Here is an 8930-nt window from a genome sequence, read left to right as displayed (position 1 = left end):
ATATAATTTTTATAATGTCTGTAAGATTAAATCTTGACTTCTACAGGTGAATTTGGCAAATCGGCTACAATGTTTTTGTAACTCCTCGGATGTTGAGTTTTTAATAACTGCTGCCGTTCCTTGTCTTATAGACTCCTTGCTCTTTTCCAACTTGTGTCGAAGTATGCTCAACCACTAATAAGCTAAAATCTTATAGTGGCTGAGTAATAGCTTTACAAATTGACTTTTAGTTTAATAAGCCCTTGATGACTTTGATATTTTCTATGGGTATAATAATTATATTCAAGTAGAACATTTATATTTTTCCTACTCATAAGTATATTACTACCGATATTATATCCAAGCTTAGGTTGTTTTGGTATAATAATTGTTTCTTGTAATGTTTGCCCTTTAAAAGTCGCTTTTGCATTAACTTTTGTATTTTTATTATTGAAGTGACGCTCAATATTACCGTACAAACTTGGCGTTAATATTATATTATTTACGGTCGCTATAGGCTTAAATACTATTTTACCGCCAATACTACTTTCAAATGATTGATTTGATTTCTTTTGAATCATCAAATTTTCTATATCTACATTATATTCTTTATAGTTGCTAGCTCTTGAATAATCATATTTAAAACCGATATTAGGAATGAAATGTAAATCATATTTTGTACGATATTTATAATTTAATAAGGTTTGAAAACTTAAATTATTGTTTTGATATTTTCCAATTATATTATTAATACTTTTAGATTTATTCTTAATATAATTATGACCGTAAGATGTTATAGCTTGTAACGAGAAACCTTTAATTAGTTCTTTTAGACCGTAAATGCTTAAAAGATGACCGTTAACAGCTGTTTTTCCTAGGTTTTTATTATATTTAATTTGGGATTCTAAACGGCTATAAGCTATTCCGATAACATCATGACTATTAATGAATTCAGTATCGGCCCCGATAGTTACACCGGTTGTACGACTTTGATATTTTGGAATATTCTTCCAAGTTCCTTGTTTGTTAATGTCGTATAAGCCGCTAATCCATACCCCTCTTGCGATAGTTGGTTCTTCATCACCGGCACCTATTGCAGCAACCTTTAATCTATCACTTAAAATATTATAGTGAACAGGTTTATGGAGAGTTGAAGTTGCCTTAACTAATATTGCTACTTTCCTACTGGTGTCATCAGATACTTGTTGTCTCTGTGTCGCTTCATCTTGCTCTGCAATTGCTTCAGTTTTGAATGACAAATCGATAGCTTCATCTTCGCTTTCTAAAGCTATATCTTTTTTTGATTCTTCTTCAGTTGTATTATTGCTTTCTTCTAATTCTTCCTCAGTTTCATATCCTTTATCGTCTTCGTCACTAGATCTTAAGGCTAGAAGTGATTTTTTGTCATCTGATGATTTATCATTTTTGCTATCGTTAGAACTCAATAACCTAGGTGATAAAGCGGTTTCTGAATCGGATTTCTCTGACTTTTTATTACTATCTTCAGGTTGTGGATCATCCTTTGTTGAGGATTCGTCATTTGCAGATTCGTTTTCTTGCTGAAACAATGATTGGAATTGTTTCATATTTAAACGTCCTACTTTCTTTTCCTGGTTATTGTCTTCTGATTGAACATCGCTACCGTATTTTTGTTCTAGTTCAGGACGTTTAGACTCTATTTGTTCAATAAAGCTTATTAATAATTCTCTTCCATCTTTTTGGGTATTATTATTGTTTTTTACATACTCAATAAATACCGGATCTCTTGCAAGTTTTAGAAGTTCTTGTTCATAAAGTTCGTATATCTCTTGTCCTACTTCGGTTCTTGGTCCTATAAAGTTTGGATCAAAATTTACTTCAGAGAGTTTAGGAATTATTTTTGTATTTTTATCTTCAGCATAGTAAAATTTTTCTTCAAATGCTTGTTTTAAAAGAGAATCATCTTGCATATTTCTATCTGGTTCTTCTATGTATTTTGCTAATACTTCTTTTTTAATAGCATTCTCTAACTTTTGTGAATCAGTTAGTAATATATCTGTTCCTCCTAATTTTGAAGTAGATTCATAATAATTTTTTCCTATATTAGATTTAAAATCCTTAGCTTTATAATTATGATTTTTCTTTTTACCAAAATTATTGTTAGGTTTTACCTTATCCATTCTATCTATAAATTCCTGTGTATAACCCATGCTAATTAGATAATCATTAGGTCCAAAGTTACTATTGCCATTAGGAATCGGGGGAGGCATTGGAGTACCGATATTAAGAAGCGGCGGAGGTGGAGTATCGTTATTATAAATCAGCGGCTTTTCAGTATTATTAGATACGGTTTTATTTTCTTGCTCCCATTTAACCTTAAGTGCTGTTTTTACTCCTTCTATAGTTATTCTATTAATTAAGCTTGTTAATTGCTCTGAAGTTAAATAATTAAGAGAAGGTATAATTTCCTTTAAATCAACTTCGTTAGCTAAATTATTAAGTTTATTCTCTTCTAAAATAACCTTAGCTTCAAGAAGTGATTTTAATAACTCAGGATTTTTATTATTTAGTATATCCAATAAATCTTTTCGGCTTATATCTTTATTTGCGATTAATTGTTGAATTTCAATTTTTTCTAAAATATTTTGTTTTAATTTATTTAAATTAGCTTTAGCAGTAGGAATTTCCCTAGTTAATTCTTGATACCCTTGAAGTACAAAATTAATTTTTTGTGAGGACGTTAACTTATTAGGGCTTTCTATTAATTCATTAAGTTTACCATTAAAGGTACTTTGTCCAAGAATATTTATATATTTATTAGCAAACTTTAATTGCTCTAGAAGATTTGTAATTCTTAAGAATTCTGCTACGCATTCTTGTTTGTTTGCATATTGTTCAATCCTTTTATATTGTTTTGCGTTTATTATATTAGATGAACGAAGACGTTGTTTTGTTTGTTCTAACGATTCATTAAAAATCTTATTTACAAAAGTAGATGTTATTTTTATATCATTATCTTGAAGTATTTTTTGTATATCCTCTCTTTTAGCAATTTGTTCAATTTTCTTGATAATCTCTTCGTTCTCAGTGTTAAATAAATTTATAAAAGTTTTAGGAGAAAAGTTATACAATTTTGTTACTTCATTACGTATTAAGCCTATTACCTCATTCTGCTTAGTAACTTTCTGTTTAAGTAATTCAAGTGATTCCCCCATTTTAGCCTTAGTATCAGGTATATTATTAGACGTTGTGGTCGCCTGACTTTGACTGGCTAAAGTTGTATTTTGAATAAATTCATTATACGATTTATATAAACTAGGATATGTAGCTTCAAAATTTTTTAAATCAAATTTATGATTAGGATTTGAACTATTAAAAGCTGTAGAAGTCGGTGTTCCATTTAACGGAGGAGGGGGTGGCGGAGGAACAGGAACGCCATTTTGACCTTTATTTGAATTATTATTAACATTGTTTTCTACAGGTAACCCAAAAATTTTATCTATTCCTGCTTTTAATGTGGTTTCATCAGATAAAAGTATAGAGATTAAAGACTCTACTTCCGGCTTGCGTTTATATCCGTTAGTACTTAACCAGTTATCTAATGATGCTTCTAGTACTTTTTTATCTTCTGTTGCAGCCAGTGTTGCAAGCGTTAATTTTTTTTTGTCACTAACGTCTTTATCAGATATAGATATTGGTAAAGTTTGTATGGCATGGTGTTGAGCTTGCTTAATAAGTTCATCTTTGTGTTCTGGAGTAGTAGTTAATATTGTATTTAATATTGTTCTATTACCTTTATCATCAACAGTAAATAATATCCTGTCTGTATCCTTACTTAAGTCAATATTAGATATAGCTTCCTGTTTAAAAGAATTATCTAAATTATTCTGTTCTGCAAATTGTAATGCGTCTATAGGATTTTTTGTTAAAATTTCCTTAAACTCTCCTTTATTTTCTTCTAATTTTATTTGCTGTTTTAAGTGTTGTTCAGTCTTGCTTAATTGATCCTCCTGTTTACTATTTAGAAGACTATGCATTGATCCTTTAAAGTCGAATGATTTTGTTTCTGGTTTTGTTCTACCTGTGTCAAAAGGAACCCCCGAAAATGTTCCTGCAGTATTTGTAGTTGTGCTAGAAGGCTTAGTAAAGGGTTTAGTAGTGTTTTGGTTATTGTCTGCTAGAAGCTTTGTTTTTTTTCCTTCTTCTATTTGCTTTAGGTAGAGCTCTGCACGTACTCTGCCCACGTTATATTCTTTCATTATTTTCTTAGCTTCAGGAACAGAATCACTATTTATGAATTCTTGTTTTTTAGTATACATAACCTCAGTGGTTATATCGTCAATATATTTTGTGTCATCTGTAGTAGTGTCTTTACCAAAACGTTTATGTAGTTCCTTTTTTGTAAGAACCGTACCACTACGTACAAGCTTTGGTCTTTCATTTGCCATAACTTGATCTCTTATTATGGTTCTACGGTGTTTTGCTTCTTCTTTACTTATATTAAGAACTTTCTCTAGTTCACCTAATTCAGGGACTTGACCGGTAGTTATGTATTCTTTTTCTTTAACTGAAGTTGTTATTGAGCGAATATACAGATCTAGTAATGCTTTTTTATCCTTTTCGGCACGGCGTACAATTTGATTTTTTTTTAGTTTATTATCTGTTTTTTTAGCACCATAATCTATTTCAAGGTTTTGTGCTGCTTCTTCAGGCGTAGGAATTTTTCCTTGTGAAATATACTCGTCAACTTTTTCCTTAAAGCCTTGTTTCGTTCCGGCAATATATAAGTCAAGCTCTGCTTTTTTTTCTCTTGCTTTATGCCTAGTTTTGTTATTGCGACTCGATAAATCACTTTCAGTAAAACCGGTTTGCATATCAATCATTGCTTGAACAAAATCAGGTGTCAACTTTGCTCTTCTCCATGCTTCTTGTTTTTCTTGTAAAGTATAACTATTCCATTTCTGTTTTCCTTGTACTTCGGAAAGACCGCTCAAGGTTGGTATTTGGTTAGCTAATTGGGTAAAGCTTGCCGCTCTAGCACTTGTACTTAAAAAGCTACTAGTCAACAAACATGTTGACATGAAAAAAGTTAAAACATATTTTTTTGAGCGGGAATTTTGTAAGCTCATTCAAACCTCGATCAGTTATTATTTTTTTTAAATATAAACGAGGCGAATTATATAATGTTTATTAACTTATGTAAACTATTAATTACTAATTTTTGTTAACTAATAGATTTTTTAACCAAAATGTGCTTAATACATCACATACTAATGGCATCTCAATTTTTGGTAAATAAAATATGCAAATTCAATTTCACTTATATAATACTCTTAGCCGTACCAAAGAGGTTTTTAACCCTCAAGATAAGACTAAAGTAAAAATGTATGTATGCGGACCGACTGTTTACGATAATCCTCATATAGGTAATAGCAGGTCGGGAGTGGTATATGATTTACTCTACCGTATAGTTATAAAAATATTTGGTGTGCAATCTGTAAAATACGTACGTAATATTACAGATGTTGACGATAAAATTATCGATAGGGCTGAGCTACTTAACATTACTATTAATGAGTTGACTGATAAAATTACGCAAGAGTTTCATACAAATATGGCATATTTAGGTTGCATGCTACCGAGTATTGAGCCGAAAGCTACAGAGCATATTGATGTAATGATCGAAATAATAGAACGCTTAATAGCAAAAGATCACGCATATATTGCTGATAATCATGTCTATTTTGATGTTCTATCAGCTCCAAATTATACGGAATTATCTAACCGGAATTTAGAAGAAATGTTTGAGGGAGTGCGTATAGAAAACAGCAAAACCAAAAAGCATCCACAGGATTTTGTGTTATGGAAACCGGCAAAGCCAAATGAATCCGCAAATATGAATTTTGAAAGTCCTTGGGGATTTGGTCGCCCTGGATGGCATATTGAATGTTCGGCCATGAGCTACAAATATTTAGGTGAGAACTTTGATATTCACGGTGGCGGAGTAGATTTAATCTTCCCGCATCATACTAATGAAATTGCTCAAAGTAGATGTGCTTTTCCGGATTCTACCTATGCTAAATATTGGGTACATAATGGCTTTCTAACGGTGAACGGTGAGAAAATGAGTAAATCTCTCGGTAATTTTATTACCGTAAGGGATTTAATGGATAAAGAAATTTCAGGAGAGGTAGTAAGATTATTCTTATTAAGTAGTCACTATAGGCGTCCACTTGATTATAATGATAAAGCTATAGAAGATGCTAAAAAGACTTTAGATTATTGGTATAGAGCCATAGAAAATATTAATGTACAAAAAATAGATTTACCTCACAATTTCATGCAAAGCTTACTTGATGACATGAATACGCCGCTTGCCGTTAAAATAATTAATGACCATGCTAAAGGTGTTTTTATTTCTAAAACTGAAGAAGAAAGGCAGCTTAACGCCTCTGCTATTATTGCTTGTGCTAATTTTATTGGTTTAATGAATAAAGCTCCCCATGAGTGGTTTAATAGCGGTGTGGATGAACTCTATATAAATGAGCTTCTAAATAAGCGTTTGGAAGCAAAAAAACAAAAAAATTGGTTATTAGCCGATCAAATTCGTAATCAGTTATTAGAGGAAAAAATAATTCTAGAAGATAAACCTGATGGTACTACTATTTGGCGAAAAGAATAAAAGCTTGTAAATTATGCAATATACGTATATAGTTTGTAGGCTTAATATGTAGTCAAGACGGCGTCGCTCCTATGTCATTCCTACTTTCGCAGGAATGACACAGGAGTCGCAGCATGAACAATATGTAAGCAAAAAATTCACACGTAAGATATATGTTAGTTCATTAGAATGAGCATCTTACGGAGGTATAAACTAACAATTAGGAGAATTTAAAAATGTCAAAAATACCGGCCGTTAACATTAAAGAATTATTAGATGCAGGCGTGCATTTCGGTCATAAGACCTCACGTTGGAATCCTAAAATGGCATCTTATATATATGGTGAACGTGATGATGTTCATATAATCGATTTGAGACAAAGTGCCGCTTTAATGAGTGTTGCTTTAAATACAATATATGAAACCGTAAAAAAAGACGGTAAAATATTATTTGTAAGTACTAAAATACAGGCTAGTGATATTATAGCGGAATATGCTGAAAAATGCGGACAATATTATGTAAATCATAGATGGCTTGGCGGCATGCTAACTAACTGGAAAACTATTGCGGGTTCAATAGAAAAACTAAATAAGCTAGAAAAAACCTTAGAAAATGAAGAAGCACTTATGGGTTATACTAAGAAAGAGATACTTGATATGAGTCGTAAGAAAGAGAAGTTACTTCTATCTCTTGCCGGTATTAGAAATCTTAATTCTAAACCTGATCTTCTAGTAGTTATTGACACTAATAAAGAGCATATCGCAATTAATGAAGCGGTAAAGCTTAATGTTCCTATAGTTGCAGTAGTCGATACTAATTCTAATCCTGATAATGTAGATTATCCGATTCCAGGTAATGATGATTCTATAAGGTCAATAAGACTTTATTGTAGTTTATTTGCAGATGCGGCATTACAAGGACTTGAAGAATCAATGAAAGCTTCAGGGGTTGATATAGGTGCTATGCAGGAGCATACAGATAAGGCGTTAACTTCTAAAAATGTTTCTAAATTAAAACAAGCTAAAAAATTCTCTAAAACGAAAAATATTGATGAAGAGACAAATACAGAATTTGAGCAAGCATTAAATGATGCCGATGAAAATAAAAATTCTGATAATGCGTAGTTTGGACACTTGAACCGTCATGAGCTATGCAGCCGTAAGGCTGCGTGGCAATCTCATGTAACAGTACAAGATTCCTGAGATTGTCACGTCGAGGCTTCGCCTTTCCTCGCAATGACGATTAGTTATCTATACATCCCAAGCCAAATATAATAATTAAGGAGAAAGTAAGGTATGAGTGAAATAAATATAAGTGCTGCAGTGGTTAAAGAATTAAGAGAAAAAACCGGTGCAGGTATGATGGACTGCAAAAAAGCATTAATAGAAACCAGCGGTAATTTTGAAGAAGCTATAGATTTTCTGCGTAAGAAAGGCTTAGCTGCGGCAGCAAAAAAAGCCGGACGTATTGCTTCTGAGGGTTTAACGGCTGTAAAAGTTGATGGGCTTACCGGAGTGGTGGTTGAAGTAAATTCCGAAACGGATTTTGTTGTTAGAAATGAGCAATTTCAGGATCTAGTTAAGGATATTGCAAATCTTGCAGTAATTGCAAAAACTATAGACACGCTAAAAACATCTAAAATGCAAAGCGGTAAATCAGTTGAAGAGGAGATTATAGAAAATATCGCTACAATCGGTGAAAATTTAACATTACGTCGTATGGATATATTAGAGATATCCGAAGGAGCAATCGGTTCCTACGTACATAATGAAGTTGTACCGAATCTAGGAAAAATTTCCGTATTAGTAGGTCTTGAATCTAATGCAAAAGATAAAGCAAAGCTAGAAGCTTTAGCTAAACAAATTGCTGTTCATGTAGCAGGAAATAACCCGCAAAGTATAGACGATTCAAGCTTAGATCAAGCACTTGTAGAGCGTGAGAGAAAAGTATTTTTTGAAAAATCCAAAGAAGAAGGAAAGCCTGATAATATCATAGAAAAAATGGTAGAAGGTAGAATACGTAAATTCTTCTCTGAAGTTGTATTGCTTCAGCAAAATTTCTTATTTGAGCCTAAACTTACTGTTGCGGAAGTAATTAAAAATGCTGAAAAAGAACTCGATGCAGAAATTAACATCACCAAATTTGTTAGATACGAACTTGGTGAAGGTATAGAACACGAAGAAAAAAACTTCGCCGATGAAGTAGCAGCCATCACACAGGGTTAAATTGTAATAGTTGAGATTTAATCTTACATTTAGTAAAATTAAGATAATANNNAATGGAGGATTAGAGATGAATCTAAATCAAAAAA

4 protein-coding genes are annotated in these 8930 nt (G+C 32.0%); 3 read left to right on the top strand and 1 reads right to left on the bottom strand.

All coding sequences use genetic code 11. The annotated features are described in order from the left end of the window. Positions 1-212 precede the first annotated feature (212 nt). On the bottom strand, positions 213-5087 hold the full coding sequence (locus KYQ89_RS02985; RefSeq protein WP_218460343.1) for an autotransporter outer membrane beta-barrel domain-containing protein: 4875 nt from the start codon (positions 5085-5087) through the stop codon (positions 213-215). Positions 5088-5260: 173 nt separating this feature from the next. Between KYQ89_RS02985 and cysS the strand changes: the two genes are divergently transcribed. From cysS to tsf, 3 genes are all read left to right on the top strand, one after another. Continuing rightward, positions 5261-6640, top strand: coding sequence for a cysteine--tRNA ligase (cysS, locus tag KYQ89_RS02980; RefSeq protein WP_218460342.1), 1380 nt, complete (start codon positions 5261-5263; stop codon positions 6638-6640). A gap of 215 nt (positions 6641-6855) precedes the next feature. Then, positions 6856-7743, top strand: a complete 888-nt coding sequence (rpsB, locus tag KYQ89_RS02975) for a 30S ribosomal protein S2 (protein WP_218460341.1) — start codon at positions 6856-6858, stop codon at positions 7741-7743. Positions 7744-7914: 171 nt separating this feature from the next. Beyond that, a complete protein-coding gene (gene tsf / locus KYQ89_RS02970; RefSeq protein ID WP_218460340.1) occupies positions 7915-8844 on the top strand; it encodes a translation elongation factor Ts in 930 nt (309 codons plus the stop codon). Positions 8845-8930 lie beyond the last annotated feature (86 nt).

This window comes from Rickettsia sp. TH2014 (genome assembly GCF_019249195.1).
Classification (GTDB): Bacteria; Pseudomonadota; Alphaproteobacteria; order Rickettsiales; family Rickettsiaceae; genus Rickettsia; species Rickettsia felis.
The sequence above is the reverse complement of the archived record's forward strand: the minus strand, read 5'-3'. Positions and strand labels throughout refer to the sequence as shown.